The sequence below is a fragment of the Tenacibaculum sp. SZ-18 genome, from assembly GCF_002813915.1.
Taxonomy (GTDB): domain Bacteria; phylum Bacteroidota; class Bacteroidia; order Flavobacteriales; family Flavobacteriaceae; genus Polaribacter.
In genome coordinates, this window is sequence record NZ_CP019335.1 from 521,566 (window position 1) to 543,256 (window position 21,691).

General features: G+C 31.3%; 16 protein-coding genes and 2 tRNA genes. 6 read left to right on the forward strand and 12 right to left on the reverse strand.

Annotated features, from left to right (window positions below):
* Positions 1–890 precede the first annotated feature (890 nt).
* Together BTO06_RS02325 and BTO06_RS02330 are read left to right on the forward strand one after the other, a co-directional pair.
* Positions 891–3,356 carry an O-antigen ligase family protein gene (locus tag BTO06_RS02325; RefSeq protein ID WP_100923786.1) on the forward strand — a complete coding sequence of 822 codons (2,466 nt, stop codon included), beginning with the start codon at positions 891–893 and terminating at the stop codon, positions 3,354–3,356.
* 14 nt (positions 3,357–3,370) lie between these two features.
* Positions 3,371–4,192 carry a zinc-dependent peptidase gene (locus tag BTO06_RS02330; RefSeq protein WP_100923787.1) on the forward strand — a complete coding sequence of 274 codons (822 nt, stop codon included), beginning with the start codon at positions 3,371–3,373 and terminating at the stop codon, positions 4,190–4,192.
* Here BTO06_RS02330 and rpe read toward each other — a convergent pair.
* From rpe to BTO06_RS02365, 7 genes are all read right to left on the reverse strand, one after another.
* Positions 4,152–4,808 carry a ribulose-phosphate 3-epimerase gene (gene rpe, locus BTO06_RS02335; RefSeq protein WP_100923788.1) on the reverse strand — a complete coding sequence of 219 codons (657 nt, stop codon included), beginning with the start codon at positions 4,806–4,808 and terminating at the stop codon, positions 4,152–4,154. The two genes, BTO06_RS02330 and rpe, sit on opposite strands and share 41 nt — an antisense overlap.
* A gap of 99 nt (positions 4,809–4,907) precedes the next feature.
* Positions 4,908–5,771 carry a sigma-70 family RNA polymerase sigma factor gene (locus BTO06_RS02340; protein ID WP_075341103.1) on the reverse strand — a complete coding sequence of 288 codons (864 nt, stop codon included), beginning with the start codon at positions 5,769–5,771 and terminating at the stop codon, positions 4,908–4,910.
* A 1,191-nt stretch (positions 5,772–6,962) separates the two neighbouring features.
* Positions 6,963–7,661: a type IX secretion/gliding motility protein PorT/SprT gene (porT, locus tag BTO06_RS02345; RefSeq protein ID WP_100923789.1), complete on the reverse strand. Its 699-nt coding sequence runs from the start codon at positions 7,659–7,661 to the stop codon at positions 6,963–6,965.
* A 1-nt stretch (position 7,662) separates the two neighbouring features.
* Complete coding sequence (ubiE, locus tag BTO06_RS02350; protein WP_100923790.1) at positions 7,663–8,391, reverse strand: bifunctional demethylmenaquinone methyltransferase/2-methoxy-6-polyprenyl-1,4-benzoquinol methylase UbiE; 729 nt, start codon at positions 8,389–8,391, stop codon at positions 7,663–7,665.
* On the reverse strand, positions 8,384–9,277 hold the full coding sequence (locus BTO06_RS02355) for a NifU family protein (RefSeq protein ID WP_100923791.1): 894 nt from the start codon (positions 9,275–9,277) through the stop codon (positions 8,384–8,386). Before BTO06_RS02355 ends, ubiE begins: the two co-directional genes overlap by 8 nt.
* Before the next feature lie 117 nt (positions 9,278–9,394).
* A complete protein-coding gene (locus BTO06_RS02360) occupies positions 9,395–10,756 on the reverse strand; it encodes an OmpP1/FadL family transporter (protein WP_100923792.1) in 1,362 nt (453 codons plus the stop codon).
* A gap of 41 nt (positions 10,757–10,797) precedes the next feature.
* Positions 10,798–11,832 carry a hypothetical protein gene (locus tag BTO06_RS02365; RefSeq protein ID WP_100923793.1) on the reverse strand — a complete coding sequence of 345 codons (1,035 nt, stop codon included), beginning with the start codon at positions 11,830–11,832 and terminating at the stop codon, positions 10,798–10,800.
* A gap of 137 nt (positions 11,833–11,969) precedes the next feature.
* Here BTO06_RS02365 and proS point away from each other — a divergent pair, with 137 nt between their 5' ends.
* The 4 genes from proS (at position 11,970) to rpsT (ending at position 14,064) form a co-directional block, all read left to right on the forward strand.
* Positions 11,970–13,448, forward strand: coding sequence for a proline--tRNA ligase (gene proS, locus BTO06_RS02370; protein ID WP_100923794.1), 1,479 nt, complete (start codon positions 11,970–11,972; stop codon positions 13,446–13,448).
* A 72-nt stretch (positions 13,449–13,520) separates the two neighbouring features.
* Positions 13,521–13,592: transfer RNA gene (locus BTO06_RS02375), tRNA-Glu, on the forward strand.
* 114 nt (positions 13,593–13,706) lie between these two features.
* Positions 13,707–13,778: transfer RNA gene (locus BTO06_RS02380), tRNA-Glu, on the forward strand.
* Between the two features lie 34 nt (positions 13,779–13,812).
* Complete coding sequence (rpsT, locus tag BTO06_RS02385) at positions 13,813–14,064, forward strand: 30S ribosomal protein S20 (protein ID WP_100923795.1); 252 nt, start codon at positions 13,813–13,815, stop codon at positions 14,062–14,064.
* A 272-nt stretch (positions 14,065–14,336) separates the two neighbouring features.
* On the opposite strand, the gene rodA is transcribed toward rpsT, so the two are convergent.
* The 5 genes from rodA to purH form a co-directional block, all read right to left on the reverse strand.
* Positions 14,337–15,614 carry a rod shape-determining protein RodA gene (gene rodA / locus BTO06_RS02390; protein WP_100923796.1) on the reverse strand — a complete coding sequence of 426 codons (1,278 nt, stop codon included), beginning with the start codon at positions 15,612–15,614 and terminating at the stop codon, positions 14,337–14,339.
* The gene (mrdA, locus tag BTO06_RS02395) at positions 15,595–17,475 is read right to left on the reverse strand and encodes a penicillin-binding protein 2 (protein ID WP_100923797.1); all 1,881 of its coding nucleotides are present in this window, start codon (positions 17,473–17,475) and stop codon (positions 15,595–15,597) included. The genes rodA and mrdA overlap by 20 nt, the downstream gene beginning before the upstream one ends.
* Before the next feature lie 501 nt (positions 17,476–17,976).
* A complete protein-coding gene (gene mreC, locus BTO06_RS02405) occupies positions 17,977–18,819 on the reverse strand; it encodes a rod shape-determining protein MreC (RefSeq protein ID WP_100923799.1) in 843 nt (280 codons plus the stop codon).
* A gap of 13 nt (positions 18,820–18,832) precedes the next feature.
* Positions 18,833–19,861 (reverse strand): rod shape-determining protein, encoded by a 1,029-nt coding sequence (locus BTO06_RS02410; RefSeq protein WP_100923800.1) that lies wholly within the window; start codon positions 19,859–19,861, stop codon positions 18,833–18,835.
* A gap of 79 nt (positions 19,862–19,940) precedes the next feature.
* Positions 19,941–21,467: a bifunctional phosphoribosylaminoimidazolecarboxamide formyltransferase/IMP cyclohydrolase gene (gene purH, locus BTO06_RS02415; protein ID WP_100923801.1), complete on the reverse strand. Its 1,527-nt coding sequence runs from the start codon at positions 21,465–21,467 to the stop codon at positions 19,941–19,943.
* Positions 21,468–21,691: the final 224 nt, after the last annotated feature.

Here is a 21,691-nt window from a genome sequence, read left to right on the forward strand (position 1 = left end):
TATCCATACTTTATCCTTTGGCAAAGTCGCTTTCTTTTCAAAGATGTTTTCGGTAAATTCTAAACTATTTCTCTGTTTTTTCTTTTGCTCTAAAGCTATTTGCTAAATTTATTGCTCATTGATTTTTACAGGAGTATTTATTTACTTTGATAATGATCAGTTCCTCAAAGAATTGAATATTTTTTAGAAATTTTCAATTCACCTCAGTAATTTGTGACTTACAGGAGTTTCTTTTGGAATCGAAGTAGCTTTTTAATGAGCGAATTTTTTTCATCTTTTTTCATGTTCAATCAAAATTTGATTACCTTTTATCTCAATATTTAGATTAACTCAAATATTATCAATAGCTGAATTTATATTGCTGTTTTGAACCGATCATGTCTGTGTTATTTACTAGAAACTCTAACCATGAGTCAATTCTCCATATTCAATATTGTTGTCTTATAAACATGGAGTCATTAAAAGTGAAGTAAAAACTAATATTAATAAAAAAGGCTTATTTCATTTTTAGATCTTTTATAGTTTAATTTTTAAAGTTGGTAGTTCTAGCCTTTATGAAAACAAAATAATATTAAGTAAAATTAGGAATCAATTAGATTAAAATCTGATATTTGAGAAATACTGGAGTATAAATATTTGTATTCGCATTTGTGGACTATATTAAATATTATAATAGTTGTTTTTTAATTATTTTTGAATTTAGGCATATCTAGAGTAGGTAATTTAAAAAAACATTAATTGACGTATAATTTATTAGATAAAACAAATGTTGACCTCTTATTGATATGTATTGCTAATTCTCATAAACTTCTCATTTAATTGTTTCAGATGTTGTTTATGTTTCGTTATGATTTATTCATTAATCCTCCGTAGGTCACAAAATTCATAATATGAGTAAAAAGGTATATCATAAAAATTCGAAAAGAGCAGTTTCTAAAATACGTAAGCTGCATATTCGAAAGGGCATTAAGGAAGAAAGAATTTTATTTCTTGATAAAGTAATAATATTGCTGTATTTGGCAGTCGGATTTTTCCCTCACATGAACGCTTTTGATGTAGCCATAACACAGTGGTATTATATATCGATTGTTAATGTAATAACATTAGTTTATCTTAAGTTTTACAAGAATTTTATAGAAGTTGATTTTCATCACAAAATTGCAAAATTTACTTTTTTGGGAGCATTACTCTTTTTATTTATCTCATGTCTATCTATTGTAAAATCAATATCTGTTTCCGAAAGTATTGTTTTCATCTGCATACTTTTAAATACATTGATTGCGTTTTTTAATTTATACCTTATTGTTAAGGATAAACTAGTAGAATTATTTCTGTTTATTGTTTACACGGTCATTGGATTTTTAGTGATTGAATCACTTCAAGTAATTCACCATTTTGCAATTTTAAATGGAAGTGAGCCAAGAAGTGGAGAACTGTTTTTGGAGCTAAATCCTACTTATGGAAATAGAAATATTTTAGCTGCTAGTTTAATTGTAAAATTAGCTTTTACATTTTATGTGTTTTTTAGAGCTAGAAATAAATTTGAATATTTTTTGAGCCTATGTGTTATTTATATTTCTGTGTTTGCTATTCTAATTATTGGAGCAAGAACTGCTATTTATAGCTTACCAATTATTTTTTTAATCCTAATTACTGGCAAGTTTTATGTTGATAAGCATAAAGCTATTTCAGAATTGAAAAAGTATCTAACTCCCTTATTGATAATTCTTTCTTTGTCACTTATAAGTGCTTTATCTATTAATAAGATTCATAAAGGAAAGTTCAATAAGTTTGCTGATTTAGTTTTTACCAAAAAAAAGAAAGATTTATATAGGGGAGAAGATATTGAAATATCTTTTGCTAGTGATAGTGGAAGAAAAGAATTTTGGGTAGCAGCATTGAATGGTTTTCAATCCAATCCAGTTTTAGGAGTTGGTTTGGGTAATTGGAAATTAATTAAAAAGGAAGAACTTATTAAAAGTAATAAAAATGGCAACCATTTTTATCCTAGAAGAGTACATAATGATTTTTTACAAGTGCTATCGGAAGTAGGGGTTTTAGGTTTTTTATTGTTTATTGGTCTATTTGGATTAGTTTATTATGTTTTAATAATAAGTTTTTTCAAAGAGAAAGATAAAGATTTAAAACTTATAGTTTTGGTTACATTTTCAGGATTTATAGCGTATAGTTTAGATTCACTAATTAACTTCCCATCCGAACGAACACCAATTCAAATATTAGGATTTCTATTAATCGTTATAGCACTGAGTTTATTAAAAAGAACTGATAGAATTTCAATTCATAAGTATTTAAAATACGGATTAATTGGTTTAGGAATTATTCTTATTTATTTGAATCATCAAATGTTTACTTCTGCTAAATATCAAATGATTGTTAGTAATAATATTCGAGGGAAAAATATTCTCGAGGATAAGTATAAAATAGGATATGATCAAATGAATAAGTTATACCCTTCTTTTCCTACCCTAAATTTCATGGGGCAACCAATCGATTACGCGAAGGCAGTATTGGCCTACAGTGAAGGTAAGTATATACAAGCTATGAATCATCTAGATTTAGCAATAAAAGAATCACCACATTCTTTAGAACACTATGCTTTTAAATCAATGATTTTTAGATCAAATAAATTGTATCGAAATCAGGATAGTTCTATACACTATGCTCAAAAAGTGTTTTATCAAAGACCAGGGCTTATAAATCAATATAGAATTCTTAAGAAGTATTATGTTAAAGAAAAGGATACATTATTGTTACTAGACTTAATCAATAAGCATCATAGTTTCCTACCCAAAAATGAAGATGCCTGGATAGATAAGATTAATTTTTATTTGAAATATCCGAAGAACCTTAAAAGAGCTTTTGAGCTAATTGATTCGGCGAAGGTAGTTTTACCAGATAGTGAGCGAGTTCAAGGATTAAAAATTTTTGGTAATAAATCAAAAACAGAAATTATTTCAGGAAGAGATGGTGTTAAAATTAAAAAGTTAAAGCTTCAATCCGTTTTAAATAATGCAAGTAAATTATTTAGTCAGAAAAAATACAATGATGCATATTTAGAGTTTAATAAAGGTCTTCAAATGTCCCCTAAAAATGAGAATATTCGTTTAAGTCTTGCACTTACTGATATTAAATTGAAGAGATATAAAGAAGCAATTCAAAAACTAGATATGGTAATTCAATCAAATAAAGTTACTAATGGAAAACCTGAGTATAATAGAGGCTTATGTCATTTAAGATTAAATAATAAAGAGGCTGCCGGTATTGATTTTAGAACTAGTTATAAAAAGGGTTTCTCCATGGCCAAATCTTTAGATAAGAGAATTCTTAATTATTAAAGTAGAATCGTATTATGAAATCTTACTTTTATTTTAAAGTAGCAACATTTGTTATAAGTGGCCTTACGATTTTTGCTAATATTTTCGAGTCTATTTATGTAAGTATTTTTAATAAACCAATTTTTGTTCATTTATATTTTAGAAAGAAAAAATTACCACGAAAAAAGAAGGAATTTTTAAATGATGTTGCCTTCTACAAGAATTTGTCACTACAGTATCAATCGTATTTTGAGCATCGACTTGTTAATTTTTTCAGAAGATATGATTTTATAGTAAGAGATGGTTTTGAATTAACTCCAGAAGTAAAAGTTTTAATTGCGTCCTCTTATATTAAGTTGACTTTTGGTATGAGGAATTATAATTGTTCTACTTTTAATAAAATATTGATTTATCCGACTACTTATTATTCAACGATAACAAATAAATATCATAAAGGAGAATTCAATCCAGCAATGAAAATGATAGTTTTCTCATGGGAAGATTTTCTATTGGGAGAAATAGTTACAAATGATAACTTAAATTTGGGTATTCATGAGTTTACGCATGCATTAACATTTCACGGAAAAAAGTCCAAGGATAAAAGTTCTAAGATATTTTACAGGGTTTTTCTTGAGCTTTTGAAGTTCATGAAAAACCCTGCCAATTCAACTGTAATAGTTAGATCGAATTATTTTCGAGATTATGCAAATACAAATGCATTAGAGTTTCTCTCAGTTATTATGGAGCACTTTTTTGAAACTCCTGAAGATTTAAAGAGAAATTTTCCTGAATTATTTTTTAAGATTGAAAAAATGCTTAATTACAAAGCGATTTTAAACCAGCAATTGTCTCAGTAGGATTTTCACTTTTAAAAACATAGCTTCCGGCTACTAGTACATCTGCACCAGCTTCTGTTAATTGTCTTGCGTTTCTGTTTGTAACTCCACCGTCAATTTCTATTAAAGTATTTGACCCTGAAATTGTAATTAAATCTTTTAATTGATTTACTTTTTTATAGGTATTTTCAATGAATGATTGTCCACCAAACCCAGGATTTACACTCATAATACAAACTAAATCCAAATCAGCTATAATATCTTCTAAAACAGAAATAGATGTGTGAGGGTTCAGTGCAACTCCAGCTTTCATTCCAGCTGCTTTAATTGCTTGAATAGTTCTGTGTAAGTGAGTACAAGCCTCATAATGAACGGTTAGAATATTTGCGCCCAAATCTGCAAAAGTATTGATGTATCTGTCAGGATCAACAATCATTAAATGTACATCAATGGTTTTGTTGGCATGCGATGAAATTGCTTTTAATACTGGCATTCCAAATGATATATTAGGTACAAAAACACCATCCATAATATCTATGTGGAACCAATCAGCTTTACTGTTGTTAACCATTTCTACATCTCTTTGTAGATTTCCAAAATCAGCCGCTAAAATTGAAGGAGCAATAAGTTTATTCATTTTTTGTGTGTTGTGTTTGAGCGGCAAAAGTACAATTTAAAAAAGAAAACTCTCAATAGATATATTGAGAGTTTTGTAATCTTATAATGTAAAAGCTTCTTAACCTAAGTAAGTCATTAAAATCTTACTTCGAGAAGTATGCTTTAATCTACGGATTGCTTTTTCTTTAATTTGGCGAACTCTTTCTCTAGTTAAATCAAAAGTTTCTCCAATTTCTTCTAATGTCATTGGTTGGTGTTCTCCTAAACCAAAATATAATCTAACAACATCGGCTTCACGAGGTGTTAAAGTCTCTAAAGCTCTATTAATTTCAATCCTTAATGATTCGTGTAATAAAGTTTTATCAGGATTAGGTGATTCACCTGAGTTTAAAACATCATATAAGTTAGAGTCTTCACCTTCAATTAAAGGAGCATCCATGGAAACGTGACGACCAGAGTTTTTCATTGACTCTTTGACATCACTAACAGTCATGTCTAACTTTTTTGCAATTTCCTCTGCACTTGGAGGTCTTTCGTTTTCTTGCTCTAAAAAAGCATACATTTTATTGATCTTATTAATAGATCCAATTTTGTTAAGAGGTAAACGAACAATACGAGATTGTTCAGCTAAAGCCTGCAGAATAGACTGACGAATCCACCATACAGCGTATGAAATAAATTTAAAACCACGTGTCTCATCGAAACGTTTTGCAGCTTTTATAAGTCCTAGGTTACCTTCGTTAATTAAATCAGGTAATGTTAATCCTTGATTCTGATATTGTTTAGCAACCGATACTACGAAACGTAAATTGGCTTTAGTTAATTTTTCTAAAGCTCTTTGGTCACCAGCTTTAATACGCTGAGCTAACTCCACTTCTTCATCAGCAGTAATTAAGTCTACTTTTCCAATCTCCTGTAAATATTTATCAAGTGAGGCAGTTTCTCTGTTGGTTACCTGTTTCGTAATTTTAAGTTGTCTCATATGCTTTTAATTAATTTAATAGATACTTTACATTTTCTTATACGTTAGATAGGGGAAAAATGTTACAAAATATTCTGTTTTTTTGACAAAAGTTTTAGTAAATAGTAAAATATATTAACTTCATCTTTACGCCAAATAAAATTGTGAGCTACGTTAGCATTTGTTTATCAGTACTGTAGAGTAAAATTTGATATAACTAGGAGCATTTTTGAATACTAGTAAAGTTGATAAAATTACAGACGAAGAATGTGTTTGTAAAATATTATCAACAACAAGAATTGATTAATGGTCAGAAAAATTAGGTAATACTGAGATTTTTGTCAATACTACAATGAATTTTATAAAAAAAATAATGTTGTATTAGATTCACTAAAATGGTTTTCATTTCCCCATCCACATTGGTAGGGTCTGTTTTTCTATTATTGATACATATTTTGATACAATAATTAAGAAAGCAATTCAAGGAATATTCAAATCATTGAAAATAAGTGCGACCAACTTTATTGTTAGTATTGCTTATATTTGATTGTTATATTTCCATCTAAAATAGTTTTGGATGCATTGGAAATAGTCTCATTTTGAATAAAAAGTAAATTGATATTAGAAATAATCGGTTCTGTACTAATGAGGCTAGTAATCATATTTGGTGCAGTATTTAGAGATGCTGTTACAATGCGCTATGTTCCTTGTTACTCGGTGGAAAATATTACTATCAATTCAAATGTTTGAATTAGGTATTTAGAAGAAAAGGTTTCATATATATAATCTATACATATCGTTAAAGACTTCTGAAGTATTGTTATATAGACAATAAAAGAGATTTTGGTTAATATAATTGTTATTAAAAAGTAGCTATCTAATAAAAAATATATATATTTGTAAAGTTTATATTATAATGCATTCATTAAAAATACTTTTAAAAGTATTTACGATTATAATTTATTTGGTAGATTTCGGGGGACTTCTATCTACAGGGTTGCGTAGTGGGCAACTCATAAAGGGCTAGTTTAACTAGCTCTTTTTTTTGGCAAAAGTTTTGGTTTTATCTAACATTTTAAAATTAATGTATCTTAAGAAAGATAGTTTGTGTCTGTGTGATATGATAGAACTTCATTTAAACATATGGGTTATCCACTATAAGAGCCGCTGTTAAGCGGCTCTTCTTTTTATATTATGTCTTTTATTATTCTATTATTCAAATGCAAGGTGAAGGAATATTCCCCTTGTAGCCATAAAAGCTATAGGGTCTGTCCATTGACTTGGTGAACGTTCATCATACTTCACTTCGTTTGTTACAGAGAAAATTCCTCTTATTGATGGAGAAAATTTAAAGTAAGGAAGATATAAATCAATTCCGATACCAACTTCATACATTAAATTACTTGCCGTTTGACGAAATTGACCTCCGAAATTATCATTTTGATTTCTTTCGTTACTCGAAAAATTATAATCGAAAGAAGCTCCACCTAAAACGTAAGGTCTAATATTGTTTAATCTATTTGTGCTAAACTTGAATATGAAAGGTAAGTGTAGGTATGTGTTTCCTACTTCTCTTGTATCTTGTCCAGGTGTCGTAACATGGGTAAAACGCAAAACTTTAGTGTTAGAAATTAACCCTGGTTCAAAACGTAAATTTATATTGTTATGTAATTTTAAATCAGCAATTAGTCCTACATTAAATCCTACTTCCGATTCTACAAGTACTTGAGGATTATTAAAAATACTAGGTTTATATTCTATTTTAAAGCCATTAGTGTTTAAACCTAAGTAAAAACCATAATGTATTCTTTTCTTATCGAAACTTGGTAAATTCTCGATTCTTTCTCGTTGAGCAAAAAGATTTATTGATACAAATATTAAACAAACAGATATAAAAAACTTATTTCGCATATTATTTTGTTGATGTATATATAGAAGCTACTCCAAACGTAACGGGCAAACTACTTGCATTCTTAAACCCATTTTTAGTTAAAATATTGTTGAAAGCTTCGCCAAAAGGAAAAGAATTAGCACTTTCTGATAGGTATGAATAAGCTACTTTATCTTTTGAGAATAGTTTTCCTACTATTGGTAAGAATATATTTGTGTACAATTTATATCCTTGTTTGAAAGGAAACTTAGTAGGATTCGAAGTTTCTAATACAACAAATTTTCCGCCTGGTTTTAGTACTCTGTGGATCTCTTGAAGTCCTTTGTCTAAATTCTCAAAATTTCTAACACCAAAAGAAACGGTAATAGCGTCAAATGTATTGTTCTCGAAAGGAATGTTTTCGCTATCTCCAACCACCATTTCAATTTTGTCAGAAAGATTAGCCTTATTAATTTTCTCTTTTCCTACTTCCAACATACCAGCTGAAATATCCAAACCAATGATTTTGTCAGGGTTTAACTGAGCCATCATCATAGCTAAATCTCCTGTTCCTGTTGCGATATCAAGAATTTGTTTAGGGTTGTTCTCAGAGACTAATTTAACTACTTTCTTTCTCCAGCTAACATCAATCCCTAGCGATATTACTCTATTTAATCCATCGTAGTTTTTTGAAATGGTATCAAACATTTGAGCTACTTGCTCTTTTTTTCCTAATTCTGAGTCTTTATAAGGTTTTATTTGTTTATCCATTAATTGCTATTACTTCGTTAATTTGGTTCGGCAGCATTTCTTTTAACATCGTCTCAATTCCATTTTTCAACGTAATCGTAGAAGAAGGACATCCACTACAAGCTCCTTGTAAAATAACACTTACTCTTTTTGTTTCAGCGTCATATTCTCTAAAAGCAATATTACCTCCGTCTGATGCTACAGCTGGCTTGATATACTCATCTAATATTTCGATAATTTTAGTAGAAGTTTCATCAAGATTTACAGGTTGTGTCTGTACTTGTTCTTTTTTCTCCTCTTTAGGTAACTCAGAGATTATCGTTTTTCCTTCTTGTAAGTATTGTCTGATAAAAGCTCTTATTTCGTGATATACTTCATTCCAATCTACAATATCATATTTAGAGATAGAGATGTAGTTCTCTGAAATAAAAATTTCTTTAACAAAGGGAAAACTAAAAAGCGATTGAGCTAAAGGCGATGCTTTACTGGCTTCTTCAATATTCTTAATTTCAACATCAGTTTGAGTCAAAGCCTTATTAGTTCCAAACTTCATTACCGCGGGATTTGGAGTAACTTCAGCGTAAACCTCAATAGCCTTTTTTTTCGATTCTTGTTCCTCAATTACGTTGTTCCCCTTCTCTAAATAAGTTTGGATTTGTTCTCTTACTTCTTCCTGAACATCATTCCACTCGACAATGTCAAATCTCTGTACAGCAATGAAATTAGCTGTAATAAAAACTTTTTTCACGAATGGTAAGTAAAATAATTGTTGTGCTAAAGGCGACGACTTAGCCTCGTCAATATTATTATATTCAAAGCTGCCTCCATTTATTAATATTGTATTACTAACGAACTTTATAATCGATTTATTATTAGTTTCTTGTATCTGTATTTTAATATTTTCCATGAGTAAAATTGAGATGCAAAATTACCATAAAAAACTGATTAAATAAAAAAGCCTGTTAGGTATTGTAAGTTATCATAACACCTAAGAGACTTCGTATTTAAAATTCCTAATTAATTCTTATAAACTAAACACTATAGTCGCGGCAATTCTTGAAGTTCTCTGATCGATATTTATGTCAGAGTTGTTGTACAGAGAGTTAAACTGGCTATTCTCAGCTTGTTGATACGATAAGTCAATTTTAGTATTACCAAAATTATAACCTAATCCAGCAGAGAACGATTTAATATTATCCTTGTCTGTATTACCACCAATCACAAGGTTAGGGTTTTTCTCATACGAGTATCCTCCTCTTAAACTAACTCTGTCAAATCTCCATTCTGTACCAACGCTAAGTCTTTGTAAAGCTCTAAAATCTGTGCTAAAAAGTCTGTTGGCATCTTGTAATTCTGGATCCACTTCACGATAGTTAAAATTTTGAAAATCTTTGTAAGTATAATCTAAACTTATAAGTCCTTGTTTTCCGAAAACTAATGCTCCACTCGCAGTGAAACGACTAGGAGTTGTAAATCTTAAAGAATACGGGCCGTCGAAGTAACGATCTTGAACTCCAGAAAGGTCTAAATTTGGTATCTCATACATTGTTAAGATTCCACTTCTATCTTCAATTGATTCTTGGTACCAAGTTGGTGATTCGTAAGATGCGCCTAACCTTATAAACTTATTCAACTTATAAATAAACCCAAGGTTGAATGAAAAACCATTTCCTTCAATGAACCTTTCTGTAAAATCATCTACAATAAGAATATTACCATTTATGTCATCGTTCCTTTCTGTTAGAAAAGATCTTTCTGTAAATTCTAAACTATGGAATTTTAAAGATGCTCCAAGATATAATTTATTGTCATTTACTGCGGAGATTCCTAAATTGAATGAGCTGTTAGAACCTCTTGTCTCGTTTGAAAAATTTTGTTCTAAGGATCTGTCAAAAATATTTACAGGAGGTGTAGTGTCATCTAAATGACGGTCATAAAAGAGAAAATTACTATTTCCATTACCAGAGTAAATATTGTCAAAATCTGCTTTTAATTGATAATTAAAAGTAAAAGCAAAGCGATTCCAGCCAGAATTATTTTGATCGATGTCAAACACAAAAATACCTCCTGCTTGTGAAATGTTGAAGTACTCATCTTGAACACTATATGTATTTCCGTAATAATTTACTATAGACTCGATGGATTTGTTAGCGAGTGTCAAAGAGAATTTGCTGTCTCTTGCTACTGCGCCCCCCGCTGGATTTATATCAGTTGCAGATAAATCACTACCCAAAGCTCCAAAGGCTCCTGACAATGCATTAAATCTTGCTGTACCAATATTATTATCTCTTGAGAATAATACTCCCAAATCATTATAATTCAATGCTTGAGAAAAGGATGCAGATATCGTGGTAGCAAAGGCTACTATTGTTAAAAGTCGTTTCATGTTTGTCTTGAATTTCGAAGTTTTTAAATAAGAAATTGTGTTTATCTTCTTCTTGAAGATCCTCTTCCTCTAGAAGAACTTCTACTTGATGAAAAGCTTCTTGAGCTTCTACTACTTCCAGAAGAGAAGCTCCTTGAAGAACTTCTACTACTTCGGCTATTAGAATAACTACTGCTCCTACTAGAACCTCTATTGTTTGAGTAATTTTTTCTTGTTCTAATATTTGAGTTATTGATTCTTCTTGATTTAACACCACCAGTTCTAATTCCTCTAATAGTTCGAGTTCCATTTGAATTTCTTATAGAAGTATTTCTCCTTGTATTATAGGTTCTAGTAGTTCTATTGCTTCTGTAAGCGTTATTTCTTCTTGAAATAGCTCTTCTATTTATATTTCTGTTATAGGCTAAACCGTTTCGACTGTTTATATAACGTCTGTTATATCTATTATTGTAGTAACCCCAATGATTACGCGAAAAACCATTACGGAATCCTAATCCATAAGGAGGGCAATAAAGTCCATTGTTCCATCCCCATCTAGGTCCATAATATGGTGCCCACCAAGGATTGTAACCCCAGTTATTCCATCCCCAGCCCCATCTATTCCAACCTATAGGACCATCCCAAAAAGGGTCACCCCAATATGTGTTAAAGTTCCAACCAATTCGGTTATTAGGAAAGGTATTTACGTTAATTACGATATCTGTATCAGTATCATAGCCCCACGGTGCATTTTCACTATTGTAATTGATCTGTACATCTGATTCTTTATTAATTCCCTCATCTTCAATTTCATAATCTTCAGATTGATAATTTTCTATATCAGTAAGAATATCTGTTCCGTTTAAAACTTCCAAACGTTCTAACTCTTTTGAAAAATAATTTTCGTTGTAATTTTTATAGTCCTTGTTTGTGTCTTGAACTATAATTCGAGTTTTTGGTGTTTCTGATTCATCTGCATATATACCATCATCACTACCTACTAAGGTCTGTGTTGTAGAACACGAAACTAAAGTAGTAACCACGAGTAATGATAAGAAATATAGTGAATGTTTGGTATTGGTGTTATGTGGTGTCATATCTTATCTGAATTTAAGTGTTAATGATAAAGTAAATAGATGCAAAAAAACTCTTGTAAAAATACGCAACTTTATTGTAGTTTTGCACACATAATTTACGCATAAAAAAGAGCAATTTTTATGCCAAACTTTAAAATATGGGTAAACATTTAACGAAAAGATCTGAAGATTATTCTAAATGGTATAATGAATTAGTAGTAAAAGCAGACCTTGCAGAGACATCCGCTGTTAGAGGTTGTATGGTTATCAAGCCTTATGGTTTCGCTATTTGGGAAAAAATGCAAGCTGAATTGGATAAAATGTTCAAAGAAACAGGACATCAAAATGCATATTTCCCTCTTTTCGTTCCTAAAAGTTTATTTGAAGCTGAGGAAAAAAATGCAGAAGGATTTGCGAAAGAATGTGCTGTTGTAACACATTATAGATTGCAGAATGATCCCGAAAGAGAAGGGAAGTTACGTGTGGATCCGAATGCGAAGTTGGAGGAGGAATTAGTTGTAAGACCAACATCTGAAGCAATTATTTGGAATACATATCGTGGATGGATTCAGTCTCACCGTGATTTACCGCTACTTATTAATCAGTGGGCTAATGTTGTTAGATGGGAGATGAGAACTCGTTTGTTTTTAAGAACAGCTGAGTTTTTGTGGCAAGAAGGACATACTGCTCATGCTACAAAAGAGGAAGCTTTACAAGAAGCAAAACAAATGCAAGAGGTATATGCCACTTTTGCTGAGGATTTTATGGCAATGCCTGTTGTGCGCGGTGCCAAATCTGAAAGTGAGCGATTTGCTGGTGCAGATGATACATATACAATTGAAGCCTTAATGCAAGATGGAAAAGCACTACAAGCGGGAACATCACATTTCTTGGGTCAGAATTTTGCTAAAGCCTTTGATGTAAAATATACCTCTAAGAAAGGGAGACAAGAGCATGTTTGGGCAACTTCTTGGGGAGTTTCGACTAGATTAATTGGTGGGTTGATCATGACTCACTCAGATGATGCAGGATTAGTATTGCCTCCAAAGTTAGCTCCTATACAGGTTGTTATTATACCAATTTACAAAGGAGAAGATCAAGTTAACGAGATTTACGATAAGTTAGAAGAAACAATATCGGAATTGAAATTAAAAGGTATTTCGGTAAAGTTTGATGATAGAGACACAATGAGACCAGGAGCGAAATTTGCTGAGTACGAGTTGAAGGGGGTTCCTGTTAGAGTTGCAGTAGGAAATAGAGATCTTAAAAATGGAACTGTTGAAGTTGCAAGAAGAGATACTTTTGAGAAGAAAACTGTTTCACAAGATGGTGTAGTTGATTATATTGAAAATTTACTTTCAGAGATACAAGAGAATTTATATGGTAAGGCTTTATCTTACAGAGATGAACATATAACTGAAGTGAGCACGTTTGAAGACTTCAAAAAAGTTATTGAAACTAAAGGTGGTTTTGTTTCTGCGCATTGGGATGGGACAGAAGCGACTGAAGATAAAATTAAGGAACTGACAAAAGCAACAATAAGGTGTATTCCTAATGATGCTATTGACGAGGAAGGAACTTGCATTCTTACAGGTGAGAAGTCTTTTAAAAGAGTGCTTTTTGCAAAAGCTTATTAAAAAAACAAAAAAAAGTTTGTCGGTTTTTAAAAAGGGTTATATATTTGCACCCGCAAACTTAGAGATTGTTTTGCTCCGTTCGTCTAGGGGTTAGGACGCCAGGTTTTCATCCTGGTAACACGGGTTCGAATCCCGTACGGAGTACAAAGCTTCGAATTTATTTCGAAGCTTTTTTTATCGCTTTTTTTAGAAGATAAAATATTGCAAATACAAAAAAAGAATTTTATATTTGCACCCGCAATCCTCAAAGGATGTATTGCTCCGTTCGTCTAGGGGTTAGGACGCCAGGTTTTCATCCTGGTAACACGGGTTCGAATCCCGTACGGAGTACAAAGTTTTTATAAACATTTAAGAATTTAGTAAAATGGCAAATCACAAGTCAGCAATCAAAAGAATTAGAAGTAACGAAGCGAAGCGCTTAAGAAATAAATATCAGCATAAAACTACTCGTAATGCTGTAAGAAATTTACGAGCGATTTCAGATAAGAACGAAGCTGTTGGAATGTTACCAAAAGTTGTTGCTATGTTAGATAAATTAGCGAAGAATAACATAATTCACAAAAATAAGGCGGCAAACTTAAAGTCTAAGTTAGCTAAGCATGTTGCAGCTTTATAGAAAGAACATAGAGTTTAAAGTTAGTTAATATTGGCACTTCGATTATTCGAAGTGTTTTTGTTTTTTGTGACAATATTAAATTCTGGTTTTAGGGGCTGTTTACTGTAGCTAGTATCAGTTTTTAATTTCTTTTGAATATTTCAGAATTTAAAGTATTTGTGTCTTTGCGGTTTTATTTCGTATCGTGAAGTTCTTTAATTTAATTGAACTACTTTCTTGTCTATTTGATTTGTATATACCATTCAGACAAAAATGATTTATAGTTGCTTTAGTTAGTAATCATATTTCTTGTGGGCATCTAGCCTTATAAAAATGAAGACTAATAAAGTAAAACCCCATAACGAAGATCCTCCGTAGCTAAAAAAGGGTAATGGGATTCCGATTGTGGGTAAAAGACCTATAACCATCCCGATATTTACAATCACATGAAAGAATATTATAGAGGCAACACCATAGCCATAAATTCTTGAGAACTTATTAGTTTGCTGTTCTGCTAAGTATATAATTCGATAAAGTAATATCATAAACAAAATAATAACTAGTGCGCTTCCGAAGAATCCCCATTCTTCACCAACCGTACTAAAGATGTAATCGGTATCTTGTTCAGGAACAAAATTTCCTTGTGTTCTGTCGCCTTGAAGAAAACCTTTACCCCAAAAATTACCTGATTTAATGGTTAATTCGGCTTGATATGTATTGTATCCAATTCCTCGATTATCGTTGATTTTTCCTAAAAGAATATCGAACCTATCTTTTTGATGTTGTTCTAAAATGTTTGTATAAGTGTATCCTACACCAGCAATAAAAATTGTTGTAATTACATATCCAATAAGAATTACTGGCCAATTGAAACGAATAAATTGCTTGTTTTTATACCCTACATAAAAAAGTATGATAGTCAAAAAGAAAATGGTGCCTATAAGTATAAATTTGGTTCCGAAATATATTGTAAGTAGAAATAAAACAATCGTAATGATACCTAAAATAAAATATCTTAATGTTAAACCTTCTCTATTTAATACAAAAAAGAAGGCAAAATATATCAAAACAGATCCCATGTCAGGTTGAAGAGCAATTAATAACGCTGGTAGGAAAATGATTATAAACGCTTTTATTTGATTTTTAACTAGTTTTAAATTATATTTTCTGTCACTCATTAATTTGGCTATAGCGAGTGCTGTGAATGCCTTTGAAAACTCCGAAGGTTGTAATCCAATTCCACCAAAATTATACCAAGAGGTAGCTCCATTTATTTTCTTGCCAAATAGAAGGACACCAGCAAGTAATAGAATAGATAAGAGGTATAGCAAACTTGAGAATCGTTCATAAAATTTTGAGTTAAGAAAGAGTACAATAATACTTAAAGGGAATGCTAGGCAAATAAAAATCATTTGTTTACCATATCTAGTAGAGAAATCAAACAACTCTCTACTTGTATCTGTAGATGATGCCGCATAAATATTCATCCAACCAAATACAACAAGTGCAATGTAAATGAATATGGTAATCCAATCGATGTTAGCAAAAATATTATTCTTTAATTGTCTCAAGAGAGTCCCTTTTTTCTAATTGTTTATTATATGTATCCTTTAAGCTTAAATTCATCATTCTCTCTTCAATATTTTTTCTTTGTACGTCACCGTTAAGGTATTTTTCTATCATCAAACTTGTTATAGGAGCTGCTATGGTTGAACCGAAACCTCCATTTTCTACGAAAACAGCCATTGCGATTTTAGGATTTTCTTTAGGTGCAAATGCAATTAAGATAGAATGGTCGGTTAGTTGAACTTTCTCCCCATTTATAATAGCGAAATTTTCTACTGTGCCTGTTTTTCCGCAAATATCAATTCCTTTTACCTGGCTATATTTTCCAGTCCCTGTTTTAAAGACCTCATGCATTGCTTCAATTACAGTAGGGAAATGATTGGAATTAATAGTAGTAGTTTTTTTTATGATGAATTTCGAATTGTCAATTGGCGAATTGCTAATGCGTTTTACAATATGCGGTGTATAATAAAATCCTCTATTGGCAATCGCAGCTGTTGCATTTGCAAGTTGAATTGGCGTAGTCAGAATTTCTCCTTGTCCGATGGCGTTAGAAATATTAGTTGTAGCTCTCCATCCAAATGAATATCTGTCATCATAATATTTTGAATTAGGAACCAATCCCTTATTTCCAACTGGTAAATCGTACCCTAAAAAGTTACCTAAACCAAAACTTTTAACATGATTGCTCCAGTTGTCAAATCCGGTTTTGGTGTTTTCTGATTTGTTAATGATTTTTCGATAAGTTTCGGCAAAATAACTATTACACGATTTAGCAATAGCTTCTTTTAAACGAATAGGTCTTCCATAAACTCCACAGTGACATCGCATAAATTCATGTTTTCTTTTCCCGTAGCGATAACCTCCATTGCAATAAATTGCAGTTCGTGGGTCAATAACATTTTCTTGCAAACCAATGAGACCGTTCAATATTTTAAAGGGAGAACCGGGAGAATATACTGCTTGTAATCCCCTGTCAATGGTTGGATTATTTATTGTGTCTGAAAATAATTTTTGAGAGAATGTACGTCGTTTTCTTCCTACCATCATATTTGGGTCATAAGAAGGAGCTGTTACAAGTGCTAATAATTCCCCTGTTGCAGGTTCTAGAGCTACAATTCCTCCCCGTTTACCATTCATTAAAAGCTCTCCGTATCGTTGTAAATCGCTATCTAAAGTAAGTGTTAAATCTTTTCCAGCAACTGCTAGAGTATCATATTCGCCGCTTTTGTACGATCCTGTTATCCTGTTCAGGTTATCACGATTAAAATATTTTTTCCCTTTAACTCCTCTTAGTTCGTTTTCATAATAATTTTCAATTCCAGATTTACCAATTAACTCTCCGTTTTCGTAATATTCACTTTTCTTCGCCTGTTGTTCGTTAACTTCTCCTAAAAAACCTAAAATATTGGCTCCAGATTTTATAGGGTAGTTTCTTATGATACGCCTTTGAATATAAAAACCTTTGAACTTGTGAAGTTTTTCTTGTAAGTATGCAAAATCCTCTTTCGCAACTTGTTTTAAAAATACTGAAGGTAACCAACGAGCATATTTTTCAGCCTTATTAAATCTTCGTAGGAAATCTTGTTTTGTAATTTTTAAAAGAGAGCAAAATTGAAGGGTATCAATATTTTTAACCTCTTTCGGAATTACCATAACATCATAGGAAAGTTGATTTGCAACTAACAGTTTTCCGTTACGGTCGTAGATATAACCTCGTTGTGGATAATCGTATTCGATTTTTACAGTTGCACTATTAATTGGGTTTACCGATTTTCCTTCAATTACCTGTAATTGAAACAATCTACCGATGTAAATTATCCCTATTAAAAAAATTAATATTACTAAAAGTGAGCTTCTTTGCACGTTTATTATTTTCTGTTTACTATAAAACTACCTAAGAAATATACAATTAACGTAAATATACCTGACAGAACTGTGTTAGATATTACATAAAAAAAGTTATGGAAACTAAAGTTAAGTAAACTAAATAATAAAAAATGATGTATGAAAGTTAAAATGACAATAAAATTAAAGACTTTTCCAAAGGACTCCTGTTTTAGACTGAAAAAATCATAATCCAATTCCGTTTTTTGAAATATGGTTTTGAAAAAATAAGGTCTTAAGAATGCGATAGTAGTTGTGGCAAATGCATGAGCCCCTCCAGAGTCGGAAAATAGATCAACGAAAAGTCCAAGTAAAAAGCCTAAACTAATTATAGGAAATCTATTCTTTTTAAAAGGATAAATAAATATAAAAGCGATGTATACATATGGATTTATCCTATCAAATAATAGTATGTTGTTTAACACAGATGCTTGAAGAAATATTAACCCGACAAATAAAAACAATAAATAAAATCCTCTTCTACTCATTTACCACATTCTCTAAATCTTTAACTTCGTTTTTGTGGAAATTGTTTATAACATATACATCCCTTAAACTTCTCATATCATTGAATAGTTTAATTTGAATAATATTATTGTTTTCCCTTTCATCAACATTAATAATTGATCCAACTGGAATACCTTCAGGAAATATTGCAGATCTTCCACTTGTGACGATTGTATCATTTAGAGAAATTGTTGCTTCTCTTGGAATATCACTTAATTGAATTATACGAGTATCTTTTGTATCCCAACTTACAGATCCGTAATAAAAGTTTCCAGAAATATCTTTGTTTTTCAATCGAACATTAATTTCATTGTTTCTGTTTAGGATAGATCTTACTCTCGCGTAAGAATTACTCACAGCATCAGTAATTCCAATTATACCTTTAGAGTTAATAACGGCCATTTCTGAGGAAACATTATCTTTTCGACCTCGATTAATGGTTAGGTAATTATACGCTTTATGATATTCGTTTTTTGTAATGATTCCATCGTTATATTGATATTGTTGGTTATATTCAATAGTGTCAAGAACAAAATGGTTGGTAGTAGTATCGAGTTTTGATTTTAAAAGAGCAATTGTATTTTTCAAATAGGTATTCTCTTTTACGAGAGCTTTATTTTGCTCGGTTAGATTTAAGTAGTCGGTGACTGATTTACGATTTTTATAAATACCGCCCGATATACTATTCGCAGAGCTTATAAACTTACTCCTGTGAAAACTATGATTATTTATGATCAGAAATAAAGAAATAAGCTGCAACAGCAAAAAGAACAGAACGTATTTAAATTTCTGGATAAAATAAATGAGCTGTTGCATTCTAAGAATATATTTAGCTTACTAATACGCTTTTAAATCTATCTAGATTTTTCAGAGCAATTCCAGTACCTCTAACAACGGCTCTTAAAGGATCTTCTGCAACGTAAACAGGTAAATCAGTTTTACGTGAAAGTCTTTTATCTAAACCTCTAAGCATTGATCCCCCACCAGCTAAATAAATTCCAGTGTTATAAATATCTGCAGCTAATTCTGGAGGAGTTTTTGATAAAGTCTCCATCACTGCATCTTCTATCCTTAAAATAGATTTATCAAGTGCTTTGGCCATTTCTCTGTAAGAAACTTGAACTTGTTTCGGTTTACCACTTAATAAATCTCTTCCTTGAACCATCATGTCTTCTGGAGCATCTTCGAGATCTTCGGTAGCTGCACCAATTTGGATTTTCATTTTCTCAGCTGTAGTTTCGCCAACATAAAGATTATGTTGAGTTCTCATATAGTACATAATATCACTGGTAAATAAATCACCTGCAACTTTTACAGATTGATCACAAACAATACCAGCTAAAGCAATTACAGCAATTTCTGTTGTACCACCACCTATATCGATAATCATATTACCTTTTGGTTCCATAATATCAACACCTACACCAATGGCTGCTGCCATTGGTTCGTAGATGAGATAAATATCTTTTGCATTCATGTGACGAGCAGAATCAATTACGGCACGTTTTTCTACTTCTGTAATTCCAGATGGAATACATATTACCATTCTTAATGAAGGAGGGAAGATTTTTTTTCTGATCGAAGGAATCTGTTTTACAAACTCTTTTATCATTTCTTCTGATGCTTGGAAATCAGCAATTACTCCATCTTTTAAGGGGCGAATGGTTTTAATATTTTCATGAGTTTTACCTTGCATTTTGCGAGCTTCCTTTCCAGTTGCTATAATTTTGCCAGACATTCTATCTCTGGCAACAATGGAAGGGCTATCGATTACAACTTTACCGTCATGTATAATCAATGTGTTCGCAGTACCTAAATCGATTGCGATTTCCTCAGTCAAGAAATCAAAAAAGCCCATAAAAAATATTTAAAATATGATTCAACAATGTATTCTCACAAATCTAACAAAAAAAATTAAAGAAAAGGATCCTAAATCCTTAATGTTTAAAGTGTCTTGTTCCTGTGAATACCATTGAGATTTTATTATTGTTGCAATACTCGACGCTTAATTCATCTTTTATTGATCCTCCTGGTTGTATAACACTCTTTATTCCAGCATTTCCTGCTATCTCAACACAATCGGGGAAGGGGAAAAATGCATCACTAGCCATTACTGCTCCGTCTAAATTGAAATTAAAACTTTTTGCTTTTTCAATTGCTTGTCTTAATGCGTCGACACGGCTTGTTTGTCCAGTTCCGCTGGCATATAATTGCTTATTTTTCGCTAAAACAATTGTATTTGATTTTGTGTGCTTACAAATTTTCGAAGCAAAAAGTAAATCTTCAATTTGCTTTTCACTTGGTTTTGTATTTGTTGGATAAGTTAGATCGTCAGTTTTATCTGTTTTATTGTCCTTATCTTGAACCAATACTCCGTTTAAAGCAGTTCGCACTGTTTGTTTAGGTAAATTAACTTCTTTCTGAACTAATAAAATTCTATTCTTTTTACCTTTTAGAATTTCAAGAGCATCTTCATCAAATGCTGGTGCGATGACAACCTCACAGAATAGTTTATGAATTTCTTCCGAAGTGTCTTTATCGATAGCTACATTGGTAATTAAAATTCCTCCAAAGGCAGAAACTGGGTCACCAGCCAATGCGTCAACGTAAGCCTGATAAACACTATCTCTTTGTGCAAAACCACAAGCGTTGTTATGTTTTAAAATAGCAAAAGTTGGAGCTTCACCTTGAAACTCGTTAATTAAATTAACCGCAGCATCTACATCTAATAAATTGTTATAACTTAATTCTTTTCCATGTAATTTGTCAAACATCGCATTTAAATCTCCGAAGAAATATCCTTTTTGATGTGGATTTTCTCCGTAACGAAGTTTTTTAACAGTTGTTTCACTAGCTTTATATGCTACTTCATCTTCATTAAAATAATTGAAAATAGCAGTATCGTAATGTGATGAAATATTGAAAGCTTTTGAGGCTAACTTTTTTCTGTCAGAAATAGTAGTTTCTCCTTTTTTTTCTGAGATTAAATTTAGGAACTCATCATATTGTTCCATTGAAGAAACGATGCAAGTATCCTTAAAGTTTTTAGCAGCTGCTCTTATTAATGAAATACCACCGATATCGATTTTTTCAATGATATCTTGTTCCGCTGCTCCTGAGGCAACTGTTTTTTCAAAAGGATATAAATCAACAATTACCAAGTCGATTTGAGGAATTTTATATTCTTCTAACTGAGCAACATCTCCTTCATTTTCTTGACGATTTAAAATTCCCCCAAAAACTTTCGGGTGAAGTGTTTTTACCCTTCCTCCTAAAATTGACGGATAATCTGTTACTGATTCAACAGGAACTACATCAATTTCTAAATCTTTAATGAATTTTTCAGTTCCTCCAGTTGAGTAAATAGTAACATTTAATTCATTTAATTTTTTAACAATTGGTTCTAAACCATCCTTGTGAAAGACTGAAATGAGTGCTGATTGAATTTTTTTAGTTTTGCTCATTGCGTTGTGTTGTTATTGAGCGTGCAAAAATACTAAAAGTATAGATTTGTTCAATATTTTTGAGATAGTTAGTCATAAAAAAATCGGAAAAACTTGTTGATAACTTTAGTTTTTCCGATTTAAATGTTTTTCTTGACTCTGCTATTCTGCATTTTCTAGGAAATCACGAACCCAAAGAGCTAATTTTTCCAATAAAGTCAATTTTTCAGTCTGGCTATTTGAAC